This is a genomic window from Citricoccus sp. NPDC055426, assembly GCF_040677445.1.
Taxonomy (GTDB): domain Bacteria; phylum Actinomycetota; class Actinomycetes; order Actinomycetales; family Micrococcaceae; genus Citricoccus.
On record NZ_JBFARZ010000010.1, the window covers coordinates 98,054 to 117,754 of the forward strand.

General features: G+C 72.8%; 20 protein-coding genes and 1 pseudogene. 9 read left to right on the plus strand and 12 right to left on the minus strand.

Annotated features, from left to right (window positions below):
* Window positions 1–5 precede the first annotated feature (5 nt).
* Window positions 6–1,022 carry an acyl-CoA thioesterase II gene (locus AB0K08_RS13750; protein WP_363355379.1) on the minus strand — a complete coding sequence of 339 codons (1,017 nt, stop codon included), beginning with the start codon at window positions 1,020–1,022 and terminating at the stop codon, window positions 6–8.
* Between the two features lie 139 nt (window positions 1,023–1,161).
* On the opposite strand from AB0K08_RS13750, the gene AB0K08_RS13755 reads away from it, so the two are divergent.
* A complete protein-coding gene (locus AB0K08_RS13755) occupies window positions 1,162–1,914 on the plus strand; it encodes a hypothetical protein (protein WP_363355380.1) in 753 nt (250 codons plus the stop codon).
* A 7-nt stretch (window positions 1,915–1,921) separates the two neighbouring features.
* Here the strand turns inward: AB0K08_RS13755 and AB0K08_RS13760 are convergent, their stop codons facing one another.
* Both AB0K08_RS13760 and AB0K08_RS13765 read right to left on the minus strand, forming a co-directional pair.
* Window positions 1,922–2,500, minus strand: coding sequence for a globin (locus AB0K08_RS13760; RefSeq protein ID WP_363355418.1), 579 nt, complete (start codon window positions 2,498–2,500; stop codon window positions 1,922–1,924).
* 6 nt (window positions 2,501–2,506) lie between these two features.
* Window positions 2,507–2,944: pseudogene (locus AB0K08_RS13765) on the minus strand (OsmC family protein); the annotation flags it as partial.
* A gap of 70 nt (window positions 2,945–3,014) precedes the next feature.
* On the opposite strand from AB0K08_RS13765, the gene AB0K08_RS13770 reads away from it, so the two are divergent.
* The 4 genes from AB0K08_RS13770 to AB0K08_RS13785 are packed head-to-tail and all read left to right on the plus strand — an operon-like array spanning window position 3,015 to window position 6,116.
* A complete protein-coding gene (locus tag AB0K08_RS13770; RefSeq protein WP_363355381.1) occupies window positions 3,015–3,551 on the plus strand; it encodes a molybdopterin-binding protein in 537 nt (178 codons plus the stop codon).
* Window positions 3,538–3,996 carry a molybdenum cofactor biosynthesis protein MoaE gene (locus tag AB0K08_RS13775; protein ID WP_363355382.1) on the plus strand — a complete coding sequence of 153 codons (459 nt, stop codon included), beginning with the start codon at window positions 3,538–3,540 and terminating at the stop codon, window positions 3,994–3,996. The genes AB0K08_RS13770 and AB0K08_RS13775 overlap by 14 nt, the downstream gene beginning before the upstream one ends.
* Window positions 3,993–5,174: a GTP 3',8-cyclase MoaA gene (gene moaA / locus AB0K08_RS13780; protein WP_363355384.1), complete on the plus strand. Its 1,182-nt coding sequence runs from the start codon at window positions 3,993–3,995 to the stop codon at window positions 5,172–5,174. The genes AB0K08_RS13775 and moaA overlap by 4 nt, the downstream gene beginning before the upstream one ends.
* Window positions 5,175–5,222: 48 nt before the next feature.
* Entirely contained in the window at window positions 5,223–6,116 is an 894-nt protein-coding gene (locus AB0K08_RS13785) for an SDR family oxidoreductase (RefSeq protein ID WP_363355386.1), read from the plus strand.
* Here AB0K08_RS13785 and AB0K08_RS13790 read toward each other — a convergent pair.
* The 5 genes from AB0K08_RS13790 to AB0K08_RS13810 are packed head-to-tail and all read right to left on the minus strand — an operon-like array spanning window position 6,059 to window position 10,471.
* Window positions 6,059–6,298, minus strand: a complete 240-nt coding sequence (locus AB0K08_RS13790; RefSeq protein WP_363355388.1) for a MoaD/ThiS family protein — start codon at window positions 6,296–6,298, stop codon at window positions 6,059–6,061. The genes AB0K08_RS13785 and AB0K08_RS13790 overlap by 58 nt on opposite strands.
* Window positions 6,295–7,329 carry an NTP transferase domain-containing protein gene (locus AB0K08_RS13795; protein WP_363355390.1) on the minus strand — a complete coding sequence of 345 codons (1,035 nt, stop codon included), beginning with the start codon at window positions 7,327–7,329 and terminating at the stop codon, window positions 6,295–6,297. Before AB0K08_RS13795 ends, AB0K08_RS13790 begins: the two co-directional genes overlap by 4 nt.
* Window positions 7,322–7,906: a cyclic pyranopterin monophosphate synthase MoaC gene (gene moaC / locus AB0K08_RS13800; RefSeq protein WP_363355392.1), complete on the minus strand. Its 585-nt coding sequence runs from the start codon at window positions 7,904–7,906 to the stop codon at window positions 7,322–7,324. The genes AB0K08_RS13795 and moaC overlap by 8 nt, the downstream gene beginning before the upstream one ends.
* Window positions 7,906–9,258 carry a gephyrin-like molybdotransferase Glp gene (glp, locus tag AB0K08_RS13805; RefSeq protein WP_363355394.1) on the minus strand — a complete coding sequence of 451 codons (1,353 nt, stop codon included), beginning with the start codon at window positions 9,256–9,258 and terminating at the stop codon, window positions 7,906–7,908. The genes moaC and glp overlap by 1 nt, the downstream gene beginning before the upstream one ends.
* Window positions 9,251–10,471 (minus strand): HesA/MoeB/ThiF family protein, encoded by a 1,221-nt coding sequence (locus AB0K08_RS13810; RefSeq protein ID WP_363355396.1) that lies wholly within the window; start codon window positions 10,469–10,471, stop codon window positions 9,251–9,253. The genes glp and AB0K08_RS13810 overlap by 8 nt, the downstream gene beginning before the upstream one ends.
* 69 nt (window positions 10,472–10,540) lie before the next feature.
* On the opposite strand from AB0K08_RS13810, the gene fdhD reads away from it, so the two are divergent.
* Entirely contained in the window at window positions 10,541–11,380 is an 840-nt protein-coding gene (gene fdhD / locus AB0K08_RS13815) for a formate dehydrogenase accessory sulfurtransferase FdhD (RefSeq protein ID WP_363355398.1), read from the plus strand.
* A gap of 90 nt (window positions 11,381–11,470) precedes the next feature.
* Here fdhD and pepN read toward each other — a convergent pair whose 3' ends face one another.
* The gene (gene pepN, locus AB0K08_RS13820; RefSeq protein WP_363355420.1) at window positions 11,471–14,089 is read right to left on the minus strand and encodes an aminopeptidase N; all 2,619 of its coding nucleotides are present in this window, start codon (window positions 14,087–14,089) and stop codon (window positions 11,471–11,473) included.
* 111 nt (window positions 14,090–14,200) lie between these two features.
* Between pepN and AB0K08_RS13825 the strand changes: the two genes are divergently transcribed.
* Both AB0K08_RS13825 and AB0K08_RS13830 read left to right on the plus strand, forming a co-directional pair.
* Complete coding sequence (locus AB0K08_RS13825) at window positions 14,201–14,674, plus strand: ribose-5-phosphate isomerase (RefSeq protein WP_363355400.1); 474 nt, start codon at window positions 14,201–14,203, stop codon at window positions 14,672–14,674.
* 14 nt (window positions 14,675–14,688) lie between these two features.
* Complete coding sequence (locus AB0K08_RS13830; RefSeq protein ID WP_363355402.1) at window positions 14,689–15,618, plus strand: DNA-formamidopyrimidine glycosylase family protein; 930 nt, start codon at window positions 14,689–14,691, stop codon at window positions 15,616–15,618.
* 4 nt (window positions 15,619–15,622) lie between these two features.
* Here the strand turns inward: AB0K08_RS13830 and AB0K08_RS13835 are convergent, their stop codons facing one another.
* Window positions 15,623–16,660 carry a WYL domain-containing protein gene (locus AB0K08_RS13835; protein WP_363355404.1) on the minus strand — a complete coding sequence of 346 codons (1,038 nt, stop codon included), beginning with the start codon at window positions 16,658–16,660 and terminating at the stop codon, window positions 15,623–15,625.
* 102 nt (window positions 16,661–16,762) lie between these two features.
* On the opposite strand from AB0K08_RS13835, the gene AB0K08_RS13840 reads away from it, so the two are divergent.
* Window positions 16,763–17,755 (plus strand): SDR family oxidoreductase, encoded by a 993-nt coding sequence (locus AB0K08_RS13840; protein WP_363355406.1) that lies wholly within the window; start codon window positions 16,763–16,765, stop codon window positions 17,753–17,755.
* 59 nt (window positions 17,756–17,814) lie between these two features.
* On the opposite strand, the gene AB0K08_RS13845 is transcribed toward AB0K08_RS13840, so the two are convergent.
* Entirely contained in the window at window positions 17,815–18,480 is a 666-nt protein-coding gene (locus AB0K08_RS13845; RefSeq protein WP_363355408.1) for an SRPBCC domain-containing protein, read from the minus strand.
* Between the two features lies 1 nt (window position 18,481).
* On the minus strand, window positions 18,482–18,895 hold the full coding sequence (locus AB0K08_RS13850) for a metalloregulator ArsR/SmtB family transcription factor (RefSeq protein ID WP_363355410.1): 414 nt from the start codon (window positions 18,893–18,895) through the stop codon (window positions 18,482–18,484).
* Window positions 18,896–19,701: the final 806 nt, after the last annotated feature.

The following is a 19,701-nucleotide window of genomic DNA, read 5'->3' on the forward strand; positions in this document are numbered from 1 at the left end:
GAGGCCTACGCCGAGGACGTGGTGCACGCCGAGATCCCGGAACAGTCCGGATCGAGGCCCTCCGACCACCGGTTCGGCCGCCGGGCGGTCTTCAGGTACAGGTCCTGGACGGCACCCCTGACCTTGTTCTGGAAGTCGCGGGGCACCCGGAGCATGCCCTCCTGGGCCACGGAGGCGACCAGCTCACCGGTGCGGGAGTAGATCCTGCCGTTGCTCAGACCCCGGGCGCCCTGGGCCGAGGGGCTGGACTGGACGTACAGCAGCCACTCGTCCACGCGGGCGGGGCGGTGCCACCACATGGCATGGTCCAGGGAGGCGATGGACATCCCGGGCCGGACCCAGGCGAGCCCGTGGCGGCGCAACACCGGCTCCAGCAGGGTGTAGTCGGAGGCATAGGCCAGCGCCGCGCGCTGGACGTTCTCGTCCCCGTCCAGGCCGGAGAACGTCTTCATCCACACCATGTTGGTGGCCACCGGCCGCTTGTCCGCCGCGGTCTCCAGGGGTGGGTCCACGTGCCGGATGTCGAAGGGACGGGCCCAGGACCACTCCTGGGCCACGGGATGCCCGAGATGCCCCAGGCGTTCGGAGGTCCGGGGCAGGGACTCGGGATCCGGGACGCCGGTCGGCATGGGGGACTGGTGCTCCAGCCCGTCCGCGGGCTCCTGGAAGGAACAGATCAGGGACATCAGGGTCTTGCCCTCCTGGCGGGCGTGCACACGGCGGACCGAGAAGGACCGCCCGTCCCGGAGCTCCTCCACGGCGAAGGTGATCGGCTTCAGGGCGTCACCGGGCCGGATGAAGTATCCGTGCATCGAATGGACCTGACGTCCCGGGGCCACGGTGGAGGTCCCCGCCACCAGGGACTGGGCCATGACCTGGCCGCCGAACACCCGTCCACGGGCCTGCTCCGGGGTGGTGCCGGTCAGCAGCGTCTCCCCGGAGACCGGGTCGGTTCCCGACTCCGTGAGGGCCAGGACCCCCCGCAGCACGTCGGTGGGGTCCTCGGGGAACCCCGATCGCATCGCACGGATCTTTCCCGACCCCATGAACGTCCCTTCGCTCGACACCTGCCGCCGCATCCATACCCGTCGGTAACTCTCCCGGAAGTCTACTCCGCCCGGTCGCCGCCGGCCCGGTGGGACAATGGGCATCATGTCACCGATGTCTTCCGAACCGTCCCATCCCACCCATCCCTCCGCCCCGTCTCACCCCGGGTCCCGCACCGACGCGGCCCCGGCGCTGGTCCTGGAGGACCGGGAGGCGGCCGTGGACCTGGAGCGGTTCGCCACGCGGGCCAAGCAGATGGCGGACACGGGCCTTCGCCTGCAGGTCGCCGGGAACGTCCTGGCCTGCTGGGTCTCGGTGCTGCAGCCCCGGGGACTGGGGGACCAGGTGCCGGTGGCGCTGGGCCTGCGGACGGTCCGGCTGGTGGAGGGCCGGCAGGACGGCCTCGACGCCGTCTATGCCCTGTCCTCCGTGCTGGAGCGCCTGGCCCGCATGACGTCCACGTCCTCCACCTCCTTCACCCTGCCTCCCGTGACCGAGCAGGCCCCCTGGACGGCGGTCACGCCACCCCGGGCCGGATGGACCCCGGTCGCCACGGTGGAGGACGAGGAGCTGCAGACGGTGGCCCGGGACGGGATCCGGGAACTGGCCGACGCCCTGCCGCAGGACCCGGGGGCGGCCATGGTGGCCCAGGCCCGCGCCGCCGTCTGGGGACGCCTGCTGGGCGGGACGGCACCGGATGCTCCGGACGCCGGTGGGGGATTCCTCCCTGCGGGGGCGGCCTTCGCCGCCCACGGATTGGGCTTCCTCAGCCCCGGAGGCACGACGGCGGTCCACACCTCGGGGCCGTGGGTGCGCCTGTCCGGGCCGGCCGGCTTCGTGCTCTGCCGGCGTCCCCTGATGCTCTAGGCGCGCTCTAGCGCGAGTTGACCATCGAGTGGGCGGCGCGCTCCAGGTAGTCCCAGAGGGTGCCCTCCAGCAGCGGCGGCAACTCCAGCGAGTCCACGGCCACACGCATGTGCCGCAGCCAGGTGTCCCGCGCGGTGAAGTCGACCGTGTAGGGCACGTGGCGCATCCGCAGCCGGGGGTGCCCGCGCTGCTCGCTGTAGGTCTTCGGCCCGCCCCAGTACTGCTCGAGGAACATCCGCAGCCGCTCCTCGGCCGGACCCAGGTCCTCCTCCGGGTACATGGCACGGAAGTCGGGGTCGCCCGCCACGCCCTCGTAGAACACCCGCGCCAGCTTCACGAATGTCTCGTGCCCGCCCACCTGGTCGTAGAAGGAGGCGTTCTCCGGCTGGGCGGAGGCGGTGTCCTGAGGCTGAGTCTGGGGCGGGGGCTGGTGGCCCGTGGACGCGGTGGGGCGGTCCGCCAACCCGGTCACGCGGCTGGGCGCCTTGCCCTGACGGGGTTTGAGCACCGCAATGGGGGCGCCCAGGCGGCTGCCGAACTCCGGCAGGTTCCGGTTCTGGGGGCGCCGGACCTGCTGCGGCCGGATGGTGACCGGGAAGGACACCGAGCGGGCGATGAAGCACTGTTCGTGGGCCGTGGCGTGCAGCGCGTCCGCGGCATCACGCTGGTCCTCCTCGGCGAGCCAGATCTCGGGGTCCAGAGTCGCGGAGGTGACCCGGCCGCCGTCGTGGTCATGGGTCAACACGCATTCGGCGCGTACCGACGCGCCGGTGACCACCACGCCGGCCTGCGTGGCCGCCTGGAGATAGGAGAGCAGGTGGCACTGCGCCAGCGCGGCCAGCAGCAGCTGCTCGGGGTTCCAGCGGGACTCGGCCCCGTGGAAGGCGCGGGCGGCGGACCCGGCGAGCTCGCCGGGGCCTTCGGCGCGTACCACCAGGTCGCGGTCGTAGTCCTTGTATCCGGAGGTCCCGGTGCCCCGGTTCCCGGTCCATTCGGCATGTAGGGAGAAGGTGTGGTCCACACCCTCCACGGTACCCGCCGGTCCGGCGCTGGCCGGACCGGACCCGTCACCCTAGACTCGAGTCACATCGGGAGGTTCCATGCCACACATCCACATCTTGACGGTCTCCGACCGTGCCCATGCAGGTCACGCGCCGGATACCGCCGGTCCCCGGGCCCTCGAGCTCGTCTCCGAGTGCCTCCCGGAGTGGACGGCTGACGGGGCCATCGTGCCGGACGGGATCGAGTCCGTGAGTTCCGGGGTCCTCGCGGCGCGGGACCGCGGTGCCGATGTGGTCGTGACCCTCGGCGGCACGGGATCCTCCCCGCGGGACCTGACCCCGGAGGCCATGGAGACCCTGAACTGCACGGAACTGCCGGGCATCGCCGAGATGCTGCGTCGCGAGGGCGCCGCCCAGACCCCTGCCGCCGCCCTCGGGCGCGGCCGGGCCGGAATCGTGGACCGCCCCGTGGCCGGCGCCGCGTCGGAGGGTGCACCGCCGGCCGGCCGGCCCACCGTCGTGGTGAACCTTCCCGGTTCCCTCCGAGCCGCAGACCAGGGACTGCCGCTCATCGCCCCGTTGCTGGGCCATCTGATCGAACAACTCTCCGGAGGTGGTGACCATGCGCGTCACTGAACAGGCGGAGCGGGCCGCGGTGGCCGGCCTCAGTGAGCGGCCGCTGGACGCCGCCGCCGTGGAGCAGTCCGTGCTCTCGCCCCGGTGCGGGGCGGCCCTGACGTTCACCGGCGTGGTGCGCAACCACGATCCCGAGGCCACCGGCACCGTGACCTCGCTGGAGTATTCGGCCCATCCGGACGCCGGGAGCATCCTGGACGCGATCGTGGACCGGCATGCCCGCGGGCCGGGCGATCCGGCGGGGGAGGTGCGGGTCGCCGCGGTGCACCGGATCGGCTTGCTCGACGTCGGCGCCCTGGCCCTCGTGGTCTCGGTCGCCTCCGCGCACCGCGCCGCGGCCTTCGACGTCTGCCGCGCGGTGGTCGAGGACATCAAGGCCGAGGTCCCCATCTGGAAGAAGCAGCAGACCGACGCCGGCACGTCCCACTGGGTGGGTTTGCCATGACCTCGGTGGGCGTCACCCTGACCACCAGGACGGCCACGGGGGTCGGCGCGGTCCCGGCCGGGGCCGACCCTGCCGCGGGCGCCGCAGGGACCGGCGAGGGCCCCGAGGCCCGCCGGATCCTCCCCACGCGGGCCGAGCTGGCCGCCGTCGCCACGGCCTCGGCCGGGGACCCCGGCACGCAGCGCAGCCTGACGGACACCTTCGGCCGCGTCCACCGGGACCTGCGGGTCTCCCTGACGGACAAGTGCTCGTTGCGCTGCACCTACTGCATGCCGGAGGACGCCGGCCCGTTCCTGCCCAAGGACCAGACCCTGTCGGCTGATGAGATCGAGCGCCTCGTGCGGATCGCGGTGGACCACGGCATCACCGGGGTCCGGCTGACCGGTGGGGAGCCCCTGCTGCGCGCCGACCTGGAGGACATCGTGGCCCGGGTGGCGTCGATCGAACTGCCCGGTGGCGGCACGCTGCCCGTGGCGATGACCACCAACGGCATCTCACTGGACCGCCGGCTGCCCGCCCTGCAGGACGCCGGGCTGGGACGCGTGAACATCTCCATCGACACGCTTCTGCCGGAGAAGTTCCGCCAGCTGACCCGCCGGGACCGGCACGCCGACGTCCTGGCCGGGATCGCCGCCGCGCGGGACTCCGGGCTGCGCCCGCTCAAGCTCAACGCCGTGGCCATGCGCGGGGTGAACGACGACGAGCTCGGGGATCTGGTGGCCTTCGCGGTCTCCCAGGACGCCCAGATGCGGTTCATCGAGCAGATGCCGTTGGACGCCGGCCACACCTGGAAACGGGACCACCTGGTCTCCGGCGAGGAGATCCTCGAACGGCTCTCGGAGCGTTTCGAGCTGAGCGAGGTGCCGGGCCGCGGCTCCTCACCGGCGGCCCTGTACACGGTGGACGGCGGCCCCCACACCGTGGGCGTCATCGCCTCGGTCTCCCAGCCCTTCTGCGGCGACTGCGACCGCCTGCGCCTGACCGCGGACGGGCAGATGCGCAACTGCCTGTTCGCCCGGGAGGAGACGGACCTGCGGACCCTGTTGGGCGACTCGGCTTCGGACGCCGACCTGGCCGCCGCCATGCAGCTGTCCATCACAGCGAAGAAGGCCGGCCACGGCATCGACGATCCGGATTTCGTCCAGCCCGGGCGCGGGATGAACGCGATCGGCGGCTGAGTCTCCCCGGCAGTGGCCGAAAACGCTACTAGCGGGTAACTTTTGGTCATGACGACTTCGAGGACCTCAGGCTATCGACTCTCCGGGGCGCGCGTGCTCATCACCGGCGCCGGGTCCGGCATCGGCCGGCGCATGGCGCTGGAGGCCGCGCAGCGCGGTGCGGAGGTGGTCGTCTGGGACCTGGACGACGCCGCGGCCCGGGGCACCGTGGCCGCGGTGACGGCGCAGGGCGGGACGGCTCGCTGTCTGGCGGTGGACGTGACGGACCGCCAGCAAGTGACCCGGGCGGCCGCGGAGACGGGACCGGTGGACGTGGTCATCAACAACGCGGGCGTGGTGACGGGAGCACGGCTGCTGGATGCCTCGGAGGACTCGATTCAGCGGACCATGGATGTGAACGTGATGGCCCTGTTCTGGGTCACGCGGGCCTTCCTGGCGGGCATGATCACGCGGGGGCGGGGCGCTGTGGTCACCGTGGCCAGTGCCGCCGGCTGGACCGGGGTGGCCCGTCAGACGGACTACTCGGCCAGCAAGTGGGCCGCCGTCGGCTTCACGGAATCCCTGCGCCATGAGCTGCGGGCCGACGGCCACCCGATCAACACCCTGGTGGTGTGCCCCTACTACATCGACACCGGCATGTTCGCCGGGGTGCAGACCCGATACCCGAGGCTGCTGCCGATCCTGAAGCCGGACGAGGTGGCGCGCCAGGTGATCGTGGCCCTGGAGGCCGGCCGCCAGCAACTCGTGATCCCTCCCCTGGTGCGCTGGGTGCCGGTCCTACGGGTCCTTCCCGTCGGGGTCTTCGACCGGGTCCTGGACGCCCTGGGCGTGAACCAGACCATGGACCACTTCACCGGCCGCGCGGGTGACCTGGCTGCGGGAGGTCAGCCCCCGGCGAAGGGCGGCAGCACATCCACGAGGGAGTCCGGCCTGACCGGATGATCGTCGTCGGCGGCCCGGACGCCGTCCACGAGGAGCGAGCAACGGGTGATCACCTGTTCCGCGCTCATCCCGTGGCCGGCAGTCAGGGCTGCCCGCAGCTCGCCGGCGGTGGCAGCGGTCAGCTCCCGTTCGGTGGCGCCGAGGATGTCGGCGGCCCCGGCGAAGAGTCGTACGCGGGTCATGGGCGGTCTCCTTCTGTAGGTTCTGAGGGGTGGTAGCCCAGGGCGAGGTCCTGGACGCGTTCCGAGAGCCGTTCTACGAGCGAGGATGTCTCCGCGGCCGCCTCCGGTGAGCCGCCGTCCTCGGACAGGGCCCGCCCCACGGCGATGCCGATCAGGTACGTGGTGGTCGGCGCCCCGGGCCGGATGACCCCTCGGGCCACGTCCCGGGCCACGTCCAGCAGCGGGCCGGGCACCACGACGGACGGCGGCAGGCCCAGCTCGCGGGCCACGGTGCGCAGCCACGGGTCCAGGCCGGGGATGTTGGACGCGGTGCCTGCGGTGGCGCGGGTGGGCGCGGGGCCGCCGCCGCGCAGGCGGGACCGCACCCGCTCGAGGTCCTCCGGGGTGTCCATGTCCGCCCAGAGCCCCGTGTGCCCGGCGGGTTCGGGGACCTCGGCCAGGGACAGCCCGGCCAGCCGGTCGCGCACCCGGCCGGAGGGCGCGCGGGAAACGGCCGTAGAACCGGCGCCGGAACCAGTCGTGGCACCGCGCCGCAGGGCGGAGGCCCGGAACAGCGCTGTGAGGTGTTGACGGTGGCCTCCGGCGTCCACGGCCACGAGGCCGTCCTCTCCGGCGCCCAGTCCGGCGGCGGCCTGGACGAGGTGGGCGGCGGCCGCCGAGGGGTCGGCGAGGTCGCAGGGCAGCACGAGGACCAACTCCGCCGTGACCTGCTCCAGCGCAGCGTCCAGCGCGGGCACCGGCCCGGAGCGGGGCGGGTCCTCGCGCACGAAGGTCACGTCCGCCGCAGCAGTCGCCGTCTGTGTGGTCTGTGTGGAAGGGGTGGGGGGCATGACAGGGCCGGGGGCCTCGCCGGCCACCACCAGGTGGGAGGCGCCGGCGGAGCGTGCTGCGGTGAGGGTCCGTTCCAGCAGCGTCTCGCCGTCTCCCGGCCCGTCGCCCAGACCGTCCTCCAGCAGCAGGGAGGCCTTGTCCCGGCCCATCCGCCGTGAGGCGCCGCCGGCCAGGATGATGGCCGCGAGGGAGTCAGCCATGCCGGCCCACGCCCGGCGAGGCTTCCGGGGCCGGCGCACCGTCCCGGCGCCAGGTCCCGGATCGCCCGCCGGTCTTCTCCAGCAGTTTCACCCCGGTGAGTTCCACGGAGCGGTCCAGTCCCTTGACCATGTCCACCATGGCCAGCCCGGCCACGGAGGCAGCGGTCATGGCCTCCATCTCCACCCCGGTGCGGTCCGCGGTCCGGGTGGTGGCGATGATCCGGATGCGGTCCGGCCCGGCCTCGAAGTCCACCGTGGCCCCGTGCACGCCGATCACGTGGGCCAGCGGCAGCAGCTCGGCGCAGCGCTTGGCCGCCTGGATCCCGGCGATGCGGGCCACGGCCCAGACATCGCCCTTGGGCACGGTGCCCCCGGTCAGGGCCTCCAGGACCTCGGGGGCCACCAGGACGGTCGCCTCGGCCGTGGCGCTGCGGATCGTCGGGGTCTTCGCGGTGACGTCCACCATGCGGGCGGAGCCGTCTCCGGAGAGGTGGGTGAAGCCGTCCGCGCCGCCGGTGTCCCGGGGTGCGCCCTGTGGTTCGGTCTGCGGTGCGTCGTTCTTTGGGGTGGTGCTCATCAGGACTCCAGGGGTCGGTAGAGGACGGTGTCGCCGCTCGAGACCTCGTCGGTCTCTGCGGGAACGCGGATCAGGCCGGTGGCTCGTGCCAGGCGTCCGGCCAGGTGGGAGCCGGAGCCGCGCTCGGTGGCCTGCGCCACGCGGAGCGGCTCGCCGGGCCCGGACACCACCCGGGCGGGGACGTACTGCTCCCGGCGGGGCGGGGACCGCCACCCCTCCACGGCGGTGGCCGGGTACCAGGTGGGCGCGGTGGTGGTGCGGCCCTGCATGGCGAGCAGTCCCGCCTCCACGAAGACCAGGTAGGAGACCCAGGCGCTCACCGGGTTGCCCGGCAGCGACCACACGGGACGGCCATCGGGCAGCAGGCCGAAGCCCTGCGGCTTGCCGGGTTGGACGGAGACCCGTTCGAAGCGCACGGCCGGGTCCAGCTCGGCGGCGGGGCCGGCGTCGTGGTCCGGAGCCTGCTCCGCCTCGTCGGCCGAGTCCAGGGGGACGCCGCCGGAGGAGGCCGGGGCCAGAACGAGGCGGGCCACGTCATGGGCGCCCACGCTGGCGCCGCCGGTGACGATCACGGCATCCGAGCTCTGAGCGGTCTGCGCCAGCACGGCCCGGAGCCCGGCGGGGTCGTCCGAGACGCGGGCCCGGTGGACCACCTGCCCGCCGGTGGCCTGCACGAGGGCCGCGAGCAGGATGCTGTTGGAGTCCGGGATCTGGCCGCGTCGCACGGGCTGACCCGGGGCCACCAGCTCGGAGCCGGTGGCCACCACCACCACGCGCGGCACACGCCGGACCGAGACCCGGGGGATGCCGGCCGCCGCCAGCGCGGCGAGCCGCTGGGGCGCCAGCGGCTGGCCGGAAGTCGCGACCACGTGGCCGGCGCGTACGTCCTCGCCGCTGCGGCGGATGTGCCGCCCCGCCTGAACCGGCCAGCCGAGGTCCACGGATGCGGGGGTGGCGGAGCCCGCGGTGGGGGCGGCCGGGTCCCAGCCCAGGGTGTCCTCCACGGGGACGACGGCGTCCGCGTCGCTGGGCAGGGGGGCGCCGGTCATGATGGCAGCGGCCTGGCCCGGGGCCAGCACGGGGTCGGCCTCGGTGCCGGCCGGCAGCTCGGTCAGGACGCTCAGGCGGACGGGGGTCGCCGCGGTGGCGGAGGCGGTGTCGGCCGAGCGCACCGCGTAGCCGTCCATGGCCGAGTTGTCCCAGGGGGGCAGGTCCAGGGCGGCGGTCGCGTCCGCCGCGAGCGTGCGGCCCGAGGCCTGCTCGATGGGTACCTCCTCCGCCGGGAGGAGGGGGACGAGGCCGAGGATGCGCCGGCGGTGCTCCTGGACGCTGCGGTACAGGAACTCAGCCACGGTGTGCTCCGGCACTGGTGCTGGTGGCACTGGCGGCGGGGGGCGCCGCGGGCAACCCGCCGTCCAGATAGCCCGCCACCGGCCACCCCAGGGACGCGAGGTGGCGGGCGGCGGTGGCGCTGCGGGGACCGGAGGCGCAGAACGGCAACACTGCGGCGCCGGAGGACCGGACGGCGGCCTGCACCGCGGCCAGCGGGTGGTCGGCGGGCAGGGCGGTCTCCGGCCCACCGGTCAGCCGCAGCAACTCATCGAGCGGCAGCCGGACGGTTCCGTCCGGGCCGGGACGGTCGCGGGACTCCTCGGGCCGGCGGACATCGAGCCAGATCGCCCGGGGGTCCACCTGGGCCGGTGCCACGGGCCCGGTGCCGTGGTGGCGGCCGAGCACAGCGCCGCCGCCGGCCGCCCCGGGGTGGTGAGCGGCCGGCGTCGTGCCCGGGGTGGTGGCGGTGGAGGCCGCCGGAGCAGCGGCCAGCGGGATCTGCGAGGTGGTGCCGGCCAGCCCGTCGATGAGCAGCAGGCGGCCCAGCAGCGGCGTGCCGGTCCCCAGGATGAGCTTGACGGCCTCCAGGGCCATGAAGGAACCGGTGATCCCGACGACGGCCCCCAGCACCCCGGCCTCGGCGCAGCCGGGCGCGGCGTGGGTGGCGGCGTTGTCCTCGAAGACGTCGGTGAGCACGGTGGCGGGGAGCCCTGAAGCCGCCGGCGGGGCGGACCAGAAGACGGTGACCTGGGCGTTCCACTGCATGAGGGCGCCGTAGACCACGGGCCGGCCGAGGGCGGTGGCGGCGCGGTGGACGATGAACCGGGTGGTGAAGGAGTCGCTGCCGTCCAGGATGACGTCCGCGCCGGCGAGCAGCTCGTGGGAGTTCGCGTCGGTGAGCCGCACGGTGTGCGGGACCACCGTGGTCTCGGGGGAGAGGCGTCGGGCCGCGGCCACGGCGCCGTCCGTCTTGAGCTGCCCGAGCGTGTCCACGCCGTGCAGGGTCTGGCGGTTGAGGTTGCTCAGCTCCACGGTGTCGTCGTCGATCACGTGCACGGTGCCGATGCCGGCCGCCGCCAGGTACTGGATGACGGGGGAGCCGAGGCCTCCGGCGCCGACGACGGCCACGGTCGCCCGCGCGAGCAGGGCCTGGCCCGAGTCACCGATCTGGGGCAGGGTCCGCTGACGTACAGTGCGGTCAGCGGCCGGGTGGGCCGGGTGAGGAGTGGACATGGTTCAAGCCTAGTCGGGGCGGAAGACGGGCGGGATGCGGGCGGCGGGCCGAACCGCGATGATGGATCCATGAGCAGGAGTGAATCGCGGATCCGCGTGGTCCGGGTCAAGGCGGGGGAGCGTGAGGCGCGGGCCGATGTGCTGGCCGCCGAGGAGCCGCTGGAGATCCGGGTCAACGGACGCCGGCTGGCCGTGACCATGCGCACCCCCACGGAGGACTTCTCCCTGGCCGTCGGCTTCCTGCTGAGCGAGGGGCTGATCGGTGCCGCGGAGGAGGTTCACTCCGTGCGGTACTGCGGCCGGGACTTCGGCCCCGGCGCCGAGGAGACGGACAACACCGTGGACGTGGTGCTGCGCCCGGGGGTGGCCGCCCCGGCCCCGGAGATGGAACGCCAGGTGCTGATGACCAGTGCCTGCGGACTGTGCGGGCGGACCAGCATCGAGAACGTGCGCACCCAGTCCCGCTTCCCGGTGGACGGTGACCCTCTGGAGGTCACCGAGTCCTTCGTCCTGCAGATGCCCGAGACCCTGCGGGAGCGCCAGAAGGTCTTCGACCGCACCGGCGGGCTGCATGCGGCCGGGCTCTTCGACACGGTGAGCGGGGAGCTGGTGGCCGTTCGCGAGGACGTGGGCCGGCACAACGCGGTGGACAAGGTCCTGGGCTGGGCCCTGCTGGAGGGGATGTTGCCGTTGGCCGGGCACGCCCTGATGGTCTCCGGCCGGGCCAGCTTCGAGCTGACCCAGAAGGCCATGATGGCCGGGGTGCCGATGCTCGCCTCGGTCTCCGCGCCGTCGTCCCTGGCGGTGGACCTGGCCCGGGACGCGGGCATGACGCTCGCCGGCTTCGTGCGCGGCGACCGCTTCGTCATCTACGCCGGCGAGCACCGCATCCTCCCCGACCCCTCATGACCCACATCACCTAGGCAGAGAGTGACCGGACCCCGTCACAACGGTGGGGGTCCGGTCACTCTGCGCCTGGTTGCTGTGCGGCCGGGAGCGTCAGCGGGCGGCGTCGGCCGTCCGGGCCGCGAGGGCGCGGACCATCTCGTCGCGGGCCTCGGCCACGGTGCGGGACAGCGCCGGCTGCTGCGCGCGGCTGCGCTGAACCAGGGCGTCGGCCGCCTCGATCGTGGCGGCGGACACCTGGGCGCCCGGGAACAGCCCGATCGCCGCGGACTCGGCCATCTCGTGTGAGCGGGAGGCCCACAGCTGTTCCACCATGGAGAAGTACTCGGACGCGAAGCCGGCCAGCAGCTCCGGGTCGTGCACCCGATTGAACCCGAGCAGCACGTTGCGCTGCGTCATGTTGGACAGCGTGCCGGCCACCACCTGGTCCCAGGCGGTCCGCTTGGCCTCGGCGGTCGCGACGGCGGCCCGGGCCTGGGATGCGGCGAGGGCACCCGTGGCGGTGGCGTCGGCCGCCTCCGCCGCGGCGATCTCGGCCTCGCCGGCACGGGACCCGGCCACGAGCCCGGTGAGCATCTCCCACTTCAGGTCCGTGTTCAGGTCCAGGCCGTCCAACACCTCGGTGCCGGCGTGCAGGGCGGCCAGGGTGTCCAGCTGTCCCGCGGTCCGGGCGTGGACGGCGAACGCCTTGAGGAACTGCAACTGGTTGTCCGAGCCGGCCTCGGCGGCGCGGGCCATCTCCAACAGACTCTCCGCGGCCCGCTCGCGCAGCCCGGCGGCGTGCTCTTCGGCGGTGTACTGGCCCAGCGTGGTCGCCAGCTGGCGCAGCAGGGTCTGGACCACGGAGGAGTCCCGCTCGTGGCCGATGTTCGCCAGGAGCAGGTCCACGAACCAGCCGGCCGTGGCCTCCGCATCCCGCACGGTGTCCCAGGCCGCCCCCCACAGCAGCGTCCGCGGCAGCGAGTCGGCCACGTCCTTCAAGCGCGTGGACACGTGGGACCAGGAGGCGTCGTCGAGGCGGATCTTGGCGTAGGCCAGGTCGTCGTCGTTCGGCAGGATCACGTCCGGGCGCGTCTTGCCGACGGCCTCGGTGACCTCGGTGAGCTCACCGGCCACATCCAGCTCGAAGCGCTCCGTGCGCACCAGCTTCCCGGCCGGATCGGCGGAGTAGAAGCCCACCGCCATCCGGTGCGGACGCAGGACGTCGTCCCCGGGCCGTGACTCTCCCGGCGCGGACTGGCGCAGACGCAGGGAGGTGATGGGGCCGGCGTCGGGCCCCTCCACCTCCACCGCGAGGGTGTTCACGCCGGAGGTCTCCAGCCACAGCCGCGTCCACTCGGACAGGTCCCGGCCGGAGGAGGCCTCCAGCTGGCGCATCAGGTCCGGCAGCTCGGTGTTGGACCAGGCGTGCTCGCCGAAGTAGGCCCGCACGCCGGCCATGAAGTTCTCCTGGCCCACCCAGGCCACCAGCTGGCGCAGCACGGAGGCGCCCTTGGCGTAGGTGATGCCGTCGAAGTTCACCAGGACATCGTCCAGGTCCCGGATCTCGGCCTTGATCGGGTGGGTGGTGCTCAGTTGGTCCTGGCGGTAGGCCCAGTTCTTCTCCATCGAGGAGAACGTGGTCCAGGCGCCGGTGTAGCGGGTGTTCTCGGCGGCGGAGAGCGTGGACATGAACTCGGCGAAGGACTCGTTGAGCCACAGGTCGTTCCACCATCGCATGGTCACCAGGTCGCCGAACCACATGTGGGCCAGCTCGTGCAAGATGGTGATGGCCCGGCGTTCCACCATGGCCTCGGGCACGGTGGAGCGGAAGACGTAGCTCTCCAGGAAGGTCACGGCCCCGGCGTTCTCCATGGCCCCGGCGTTGAACTCCGGGACGAAGAGCTGGTCGTACTTGGCGAAGGGGTACGGGGTGCCGAACTGGGCCTCGTAGAACTCGAAGCCCTGGCGCGTGAGCTCGAAGATGTTCTCGGCGTCCAGGTACTCGAACAGGGAGGCCCGGCAGTACGCCCCCAGTGGGATCGTGCGGCCGTCCGAGCTGGTCAGCTCCGAGTGGGTGGAGCGGTACGGCCCGGCGATCAGCGCTGTGATGTAGGAGGAGATGACCGGGGTCGGCTCGAAGGCCCACGTGGCCGTGCCCTGACGCCCGGCATCGGCCGGCACCGGCTGCGGGGTGGGGGAGTTGGACACCACGGCCCAGTGGTCCGGGGCGGTCACGGTGAAGGCGAAGGCGGCCTTCAGGTCCGGCTGCTCGAACACGGCGAACATGCGGCGGGAGTCCGGGACCTCGAACTGCGAGTACAGGTAGGTCTCACCGTCCACGGGGTCCACGAAGCGGTGCAGCCCCTCACCGGTGTTCATGTAGTCGGCCAGCCCGTCCACCACGAGGACGTTCTCGGCGGCCAGGGGGCCCACCGTGATCCGGGTGCCGTCGAAGGCCCCCGCCGGCAGGGCCTCCCCGTTGAGGCTGACGGCCGGCGCCTGGGTGGAGACGAAGTCGATGAACGTGCTGGTGCCCACCGCATCCGCCGCGGCGGAGAAGGTGACCGTGGTGGCCGAACGGAAGTGCTCTCCCGGAAGCGTCAGGTCCAGCTCGACGGCATAGGAGCTGACGGACAGGGCCGCGGCGCGCTCGGCGGCCTCGGTGCGGGTGATGTTCAGAGTGGGCACGGGGCCTCCGGTTGTGAAACGAGTGCTGGATATCGTCACCATTGTGCCACCGGACACACCGTCTCCGGTAGTGCGGGGCCACCGCCGGTAGGCTGGCGTGCGGTCCCGACCGTACTTCACCGGGCACCTCACCCCGGACACAGGAGCAGATCCATGCGCGTGCACATCGCCACCGACCATGCCGGCCTCGAGCTGAGCGCCCACCTCATCAGGCACCTGGGTGCCAAGGGACACGAGATGGTGGACCACGGCCCGCAGTCCTACGACGCGCAGGACGACTACCCCGCCTTCTGCATCAATGCCGCCGCGGCCGTGGTGGTGGACCAGCAGTCCGGCGTGGAGGCCCTTGGGATCGTGCTCGGCGGCTCGGGCAACGGCGAACAGATCGCCGCCAACAAGGTCCGCGGCATCCGCGCCGCCCTGGCCTGGAACCAGGACACCGCCCGGCTGGCCCGCGAGCACAACGACGCCAACGTCGTCGCCGTCGGCGGCCGGCAGCATTCCCTCGCCGAGGCCACCGAGATCATCGAGGCCTTCCTGGCCGCCGAGTTCTCCGGGGAGGAGCGCCACGTGCGCCGCATCGGCAAGATCGCCCACTTCGAGCAGACCCGCGAAGTCCTTGCCTGAGTCGGGCCGCGCCCATGCCTGAGGGCCACTCGATCCACCGTCTCGCCCGGCAGCTCGCCGACGTCTTCGCCGGTCAGCGTCTTACGGTGAGCTCCCCCCAGGGGCGCTTCGAGGCCGGCGCGCGGCTGCTGGACGGCCAGGTGCTGCGCGGCACGCGGGCGCACGGCAAGCACCTCTTCGTCGAGTTCGACGGAGCCGGGCCGACCACCGGCGGCACGGAGCGGGTGCTGCGCATCCACCTCGGCCTGTACGGCGCCTTCAGCTTCGGCGGCGACGAGACCTTCCGCGGCGCCTCCAGCATCGGTGCGCCCCGCCGGATGGGGGAGACGGAGGCGCACGACGACGGCCCGGACCTCGCGTACGCCGGCCCGCCCGCGCCGGTGGGACAGGTGCGTCTCCGGCTGGTCTCGGAGCACGGCTGGGCCGACCTGCGCGGTCCCAGCGCCTGCGAGGTGATCACGCCCGCGGAGGCCGCGGCCGTCGTCGACCGACTCGGGCCGGACCCCCTCGTGGCCGGCACCGGGCCCGAGGAGTTCGTGGAGCGGGTGTCCCGGCGCGGCGTGGCCCTCGGGCAGCTGCTGATGGACCAGGCCGTGCTGGCCGGGGCCGGGAACATCTACCGGGCCGAGGCCCTGTTCCGGCAGGGGCTCGACCCGTATCTGCCCGGTCGGCGGCTGTCACGCTCGGCCGGGGTGGCCCTGTGGGAGGACCTCGTGGGCCTGATGGGTGATGGAGTGCGGGACGGCAGGATCATCACCACCCGCCCCGAACACCGCGGCATGGTGGACGAGGCGGGCGAGCCGTTGCCGGTGTGGCCCCAGAACGCCTATTACGTCTACCAGCGGGACGGGCGCCCCTGCCGGGTGTGCGGGACGGACGTGCGGGTGACAGCCCTGCAGGCCCGGAAACTGTACTGGTGCCCGGGGTGCCAGCCCCCGCGATGACGCGTCAGAATGAGCCGTGGCGGGAGGCGATCTCCCGTCCGCTCTCCCACAGCCGTCGTCTCAACCCGGCGGGCTCGTGTACCTCGAGGCCCGGAATGGGCATCAACTGTCCGAGGGCGATGTCCTCGTTCTCCATTAGCAGGCCGATCTCCAGCCGGTGGTCCTGCTGGTCGTCCTGCTGGTGCCCCTGCTGGTGGTCTTGCCGGCGAGCCTCGGCCAGGGCCGACCGGGTGCCCGCGCCCGGCACCGCGTCCTGCAGGGCCCCGACGGCCGCCGCGGGGATGGACAGGCGGACCGGGAGGCTCTGCAAGGAGGTCTCGAAGGCCGCCCGGCTCCGCTCCCAGTAGTCGGCCAACGAGAAGGGCTCCGGTCGCCACGCCTCGTCCCCGTGGATCTCGGCGGAGACGATGCGCGAGAGGCGGTAGGTGCGGACCCGGCGTCGGTGCGCGGCGACGAGGTACCAGACGTCCGTCTTGAGGACCAGCCCGAGCGGATCGACCAGCCGTGAGGGCGCCGCGGGCGAACGGGGCGGGTCCGCCGGTGGTTCTGCGGCCCGGGGGGATCCTGCACCCGTCTCATAGGCGATCGTCAGCCGCCGCCCGGACCACACGGCGCGGGAGACCACCGGCAGGGCGGCCGGCCGCGCCGGCGTGGAGAACCACCGTTCGTGGTCGATCAGGAATCGTTCGCTGGCGGAGCCGACCCCCGGGTCCCGGGCCGTCCTGGTGCCCAGGATCTTCAACCGGGCGGTGGTGAAGTCCTCCTGTAGGCCGAGCTCGCGTGCCCCGGCCTCCCCGATCACCAGCGCCCGGAGCTCGGATGCCGTCATCCCGGTGACGGGTGAGGACCAGCCCTCGACGAGTCCCACGCCACCGGCTGGGCCGGTACGCGTCCAGACGGGCACCCCGATCCCGTGGAGGGCCGCCAGGTCCCGTTGGATGGTGCGAGTCGAGACCCCATGGCGCTCCGCCAGCTGACCGACGGTGGACCGCTGGGTGCGGGACAGCTCCATCATGATCGCCAACAGGCGGGTGGTGCGCATGGAGGCACGGTATCCGATTGACGACATGGATTGTCCTGAATGGAAGGCACGGTGGGGAGGACAGACACCGAGGATCCACGAGCAACAGGAGATGACACCGACATGGCGAGGACATCCACGGAACAGGTGGCGCAGCCGGGGCCGGCCGAACGGCCGGCAGGTGCCCTGGACGGGAAGGTCGCGCTCGTGGCGGGCGCCACCCGGGGCGCCGGGCGGGCGATCGCCCGCGAACTGGGCGGGGCCGGGGCGACCGTGTACTGCACCGGGCGCTCCACGGCGGGTTCCCCCTCTGACTACGGGCGGTCGGAGACCATCGAAGGGACGGCGCAATTGATCGGCGCGGCCGGGGGAACCGCGCATCCGGTGGTGGTGGACCACCTCGACGCCGGGGCCGTGCGGGACCTGGTGGACAGGATCGAACAGGAGCAGGGGCGCCTGGACATCCTCGTCAACGACATCGGCGGAGAGGCCTACGTGGAGTTCGGGATTCCGCTGTGGGACTACGACCTTCAGGCCGGGATGCGGCTGTTCGACGCCGGGTTCCGCACCCACCTGCAGACCAGCCACGCGGCCCTGGGGCTGTTGGCTCGCACCGCGGGCGGGCTGGTGGTCGAGATCACCGACGGAACCCGCGCCTACAATGCCGAGCACTACCGGTCCACCGTGTTCCTGGACGTGACGAAGACCGCCGTGGACCGGCTGGCCTACGCGGAAGGCCATGACCTGGAGCCCTTCGGCGGAACGGCCGTCTCCGTGAGCCCGGGCTGGCTGCGCTCGGAGATGATGCTGGACGGCTTCGGCGTCACCGAGGACACCTGGAGGACGGCCGCCGCCTCGAACCGGGGGACGCCGGACGCGGTCCCGCCCTACGAATTCGTCATCTCGGAGACCCCCGCGATGCTGGCCCGCGGAATCGCCGCGCTCGCCGCCGATCGGGACCGGTCGCGCTGGAACACCCGGTCCACGAGCTCCTTCGAACTGGCCGGGCACTACGGGCTGAGCGATGTGGACGGCTCGCGGCCGGATGCCTGGGGCTTCATCAGCGCGCTGGAGACGACGCCGGCCGGGGACCTGGACGTGGATCGGTTCCGGTGAGCGGCGTGGGCATCTCCGCCGCCGGCCCTGCACCTCGGGCTTGCACCCGGGCCGTGGCGTCACATGCCGGCACCGGTGTAGAAGCCGTAGGTCGCGTCCGCGGCGCGGGCGGCCGTCTCGGGATCGGCCCCCGCGGCCACCTGGGCTGCGGCCCAGCCGTCCGCGGCTCCGCGATAGAAGGCCTTGCCCTCCTCGGTGACGGCCCAGGCCTCGGCCTCCTGCGGGGAGAGTGAGCCCTCCGTGGCCCCCAGGTGCAGGCCCAGGCCGAGCAGCCCGCCGTCCCAGCCCACGCCGGTGGCCCCGGGGCCGTAGGTCTCCCACATCCCGGCGGGCAGGTCCCCGGCCCGGGCCACGTGTTCCAGCACGAGCCGCGTGGCCTCGCCGTCGGCGGCCAGGCTGATGGTCACCCAGGTGACCCCGCCGCCGAATTCCCAGGTGATCCGGTAGCCGGCGGTGCCGTCAGTGGTGTCCGAGGGAGGGGTGCACTCCAGCACCGTGCCGCCGGCGTTGCCCTCGAGCTGGTAGTGGCCGCCGAGCTCCAGCTCCCCGCTGACGGGGAGGAACCAGCGGGCGATGCGATCGGCCGTGGTGACGGCCTCCCACACGTCCTCGAGGCCGGCCGGATACCGCTGTTCCAGGGTCTGGACGTGCGAGGGCTCTCCGTCCCGGTCCTCGAGCGCGAGGCCGCGGGTGACCGCGGCCAGTTGGTTCTGTACATCGACCATGTCAGTACTCCTTCGGGAGGGTTGTCTCTGTGGCGGGGGGTGTGGGGGGTGTCGGTGATGCCGGATTCTGGGCGGCGCGCTCCGCGGCGATCCGGCGCTGGCGCTTGCCGCGGGCCAGTTCCGTGCCCAGGGCGTCGAGCCTCGGGGCGAAGAACCGCTCGAAGGGGCTGAGCCATTCGCTGGCCCGGCGTGGACCGCCGGGGTCCACGGCGTAGAGCCGACGCGTGCCCTCGGGGCGGACGGTGGCGAAGCCCTGCTCGCGCAGGACCCTCAGGTGCTGGGATACCGCCGGCTGGCTGATCCCGAACTCGGCCTGGACCACGGATCCCACCTCGCCGGCGCTGAGTTCTCCCGCGGCGAGCAGTTCCAGGATGCGGCGCCGCACCGGATCACCCAGGACGTCGAGAGCGTGCATGAACTGAGTGTTGCATCTGAGCTTATATAAGGCAAGGCTTTATTGACGGACCTTGATGAGGCCGCTCTTTTCCTGAAAGGGGCCGCCCCCTTCACTGCTGAGGCCGCCTTAACGACGCAGGCCCCGGAGTGATCCGGGGCCTGCGTCGATGCGGGGTGTTGGAGGGGATGACGGGAATCGAACCCGCGTAGCCAGTTTGGAAGACTCTGTACCCTGATCACGTCTGCCCTAGTCAGGCGGGCCTATCGGTCCTGACCGTGGCCTAACGTGGCCCTATGTGTCATCACTATACCCGGGGAGTTCTCACGGGATAGGCCACGTAAGGCCACGCTGGGCCACGGGTGCCGGGCAGCGCGGTGGTGGAACGGTCAGGGGTCCTCACAGGAACCGGGAACGGGGGCCTGCGGGGCTGCGATGGAAGGGGACGCCGAACGGCCCCGCGTGGTGTTCCGGTGCCGGATCAGGGCAGCGGGTGGCGTGATCAGCGCACTACACCAGGCGGGGCCGTTCAGGGCTACCGGCGGGGACTTCGCGACGCGTCGCCGGGTCCGCCGGGGTGGCCGGGCTAGCTCACGTCCCGGTCTACCAGGGCCGAACGTACCAGCGGGGCCGGACGACATAGCACCGGTCCGCTCAGCGCACGGCCCCACGGTCCAGGACGGCCGGAGACGGCCTATCGGGGGCGCGGCCGCCGTCCAGTACCCGGAACACCGGCCGGGGCCTGTGTGTGACGGGTGTGGGCGTCGGGGTGTCTGGTGTCAGTGGTGCGGGCCCGGGCTCGGTGGGCGGTGGTGGTGGTGTGGGGG